The sequence below is a fragment of the Paenisporosarcina sp. P5_A11 genome, from assembly GCF_056400705.1.
Genome location: NZ_JBFUKT010000283.1, coordinates 1 through 2,666, shown reverse-complemented (window position 1 = coordinate 2,666; position 2,666 = coordinate 1). Strand labels below are relative to the sequence as shown.

The window sequence follows — 2,666 nt, the reverse complement described above, 5'->3', positions numbered from 1 at the left end:
GTAAACAGTGTATCAATAGGCAAAGACAGACTTTTATTAATTACTACGGAATTAAAATATCTTGATGTGTAATCGAACTTGATAGTTAAATCTTTTGCATTTTGCAAACCATGAGCATAGAAGGTATAGGTTAATTGATCCCCCATAGTAAACGACTCTTTATTTGGTTTAGCGTAAATATATTGTGTCCCCGATTTCATATAATATATGACTTTCGCGATTGCTGTGTTCCCAGCCTTATCCGCACCTACAAATTGGAGCTTATTTACTGAATTAAAACCAGGATCAACTGAAATTTCTTTAGTAAACTTGCCATTTACATCGGTAGGAATGCCCCACGCTGGAGAGTTAGGTCCGTACCAAACATTATTATCGGTTTGATTTACATCGATGCCATTATCTTCCATTATGACTGCGTCACTATTGTACACACTTCCAGACAATGTAACTGTTTTTTGACCAGGTGCCAATTCAACGAATGGAAGATCTCCTTTAGGCAAAGCATTTGTATCATCTAAAGTAAATGTTGGGACATTATTATCAATGTACACTTGATCGGTCTTTGTATATTGCTTTCCTTCAAGATTGGTTCCAATGACCTTTATTTTATATAACCCATCTGTTGCTAATATGGAGGCACTTGCTATTGGTTTTTTTGTATTCCCTGTAAATGGAAAATACCTTCCAGTAAATGCACTTTGAATATATAAATCCAGATCAATTCCTGCACCAGAAGCATCAACTGTTCTAATTAAACCCATATCTTTATTTGTCTTTGAATCAACTAGAATAAAATCTAATGTTTTCATTGGTGAATTTAATCTAAAATCTAAATCCGTATTCTTTATACTGTAAGGACTCTGTTGACGATTTGTAGCAATATTTGGTGAGAAGACTTTGAAATATTCGAAACCTTCTTCCACTAGACGGAAACCAAATGGAATTTGATAATGATGAGTCGGATCTTTTTCATCCACAAAATGAATATATCCTTCGTACGTGCCTTTTTTTGCAGTTGTTGGAATTAACAGTGAGACAGGAATACTTTCCTGGCTATTCTTTTTAATTTTAACATCCTCAGGCAACACTAGCGACACGCCGTTTTCCTTCGCATCCATGGAACCACGAACCCCATCATTGTACTCAACCGAAATGTCATACTTCTCCATTTTGTCACTATAATTCGTGATTAATAGATTCGTTGTTTTTGTGATGTCTTCTGTAGCGATTGGAACAAAACCGTAACTAAGACCACCAGTTTGTTCATTGATCATTTCTTTTACATTATTTATAATATATGGCGTTTCATCTTGAACAGCCAGTTCTGTAGTAGAATTGATTGCATCATAAGGGTCTACCCTTCCTGCCCCTACTTCAAACACACTATATTGCCCCTTTAAAGGTTCGGCTGTATTCATTAGAACCGTTTTCACATCTGCAGGTGTATATTCAGGATGTGCTTGTAACAGCAAAGCTGCAATCCCGGCAACATGCGGAGTTGCCATGGATGTACCCGACATTCTTGTGTATGCAGTGGAATAACTAAAATTAGTTTTATCGTTAATATAAGACGGTACCGTTGATAAGACCGATACACCTGGTGCTGTTACTTCTGGTTTAATATCATATAATGTTCCAGATGGTCCTCTAGAGCTAAAGCTAGCTAATTCATCACCAGGAATTTCACTCTCTCCAAGAGCTCCTAATGTAATACTCGGTGTACCACTCGTGAATAAAGCATTGATAGCCAAACCATCACTATTTGTCATAGAGAATGTTGGAATATTTTCTTTGCTTTCTCCCAGATAAAAAGGAATTTGTCCTTCTGTGGCAACATTGTTGTATATGATGACGCCTGCTGCCCCGTTTAACGCGGCGGCTTTCATTTTATCAATGAGAGCATAAGTTCCACGTACGACGAATGCAATTTTACCTTTAACGTCTTTTCCTGCATAATCGGTTAATCCGCCTTCTCCTACATTAACAATATCGAATGTTTGACCAGATAGGCTTGAGAAATCATCCGTCCATGTTTTGGTCATTAATTGCAATGTACTATCAGTGGTTATAGCATTTGATTTGATTTTACTCGCAAAAGTTGTCACCTTAGTACTTGCAGAACTTGCACCTACAGTTAAGGCAAGTGCGGCTGCACCAGGTGAACCTAATGTGAACATACCATCTCCAGCATTCCCTGCTGCCACTACAGCTGTAACACCACTTAATACGGCATTATCAATCGCTAAGCTTGCTACTTCTAATGGATTGTTTTGGTTTGAACCTAGTGAAAGGTTTATAACATCCATCCCATCAGCAACAGAACGTTCAATCCCAGCAATAACCGCAGAAGTCTGTCCTGAACCATATGGTCCCAATACTCGGTAAACATATAAATCAGAATCAGGAGCAACTCCAGTTACTTTATAATCAGAATCGTTTTTAGCTTGACCAGCAATAGTTCCTGACACATGTGTACCGTGACTAGTGTAGTACGGTTTTCCATTCACTATTTCTGCTTTCCCAGAAGCTTTCCATTGGGCATATGTCGCTTCCATTGGATCGTTGTCATTATCTACAAAATCAAATCCACCCTTGTATACGTCTTTTAAATCAGGATGATTATGATCAATACCCGTATCAATAACACCAATCTTTATACCTTTACC

General features: G+C 37.8%; 1 protein-coding gene. It reads right to left on the bottom strand.

What is annotated here, in order from left to right:
- Positions 1-2,666: S8 family serine peptidase (locus tag AC1DOS_RS19330; RefSeq protein WP_477538810.1), on the bottom strand; the 2,666-nt coding region annotated here is incomplete at both ends.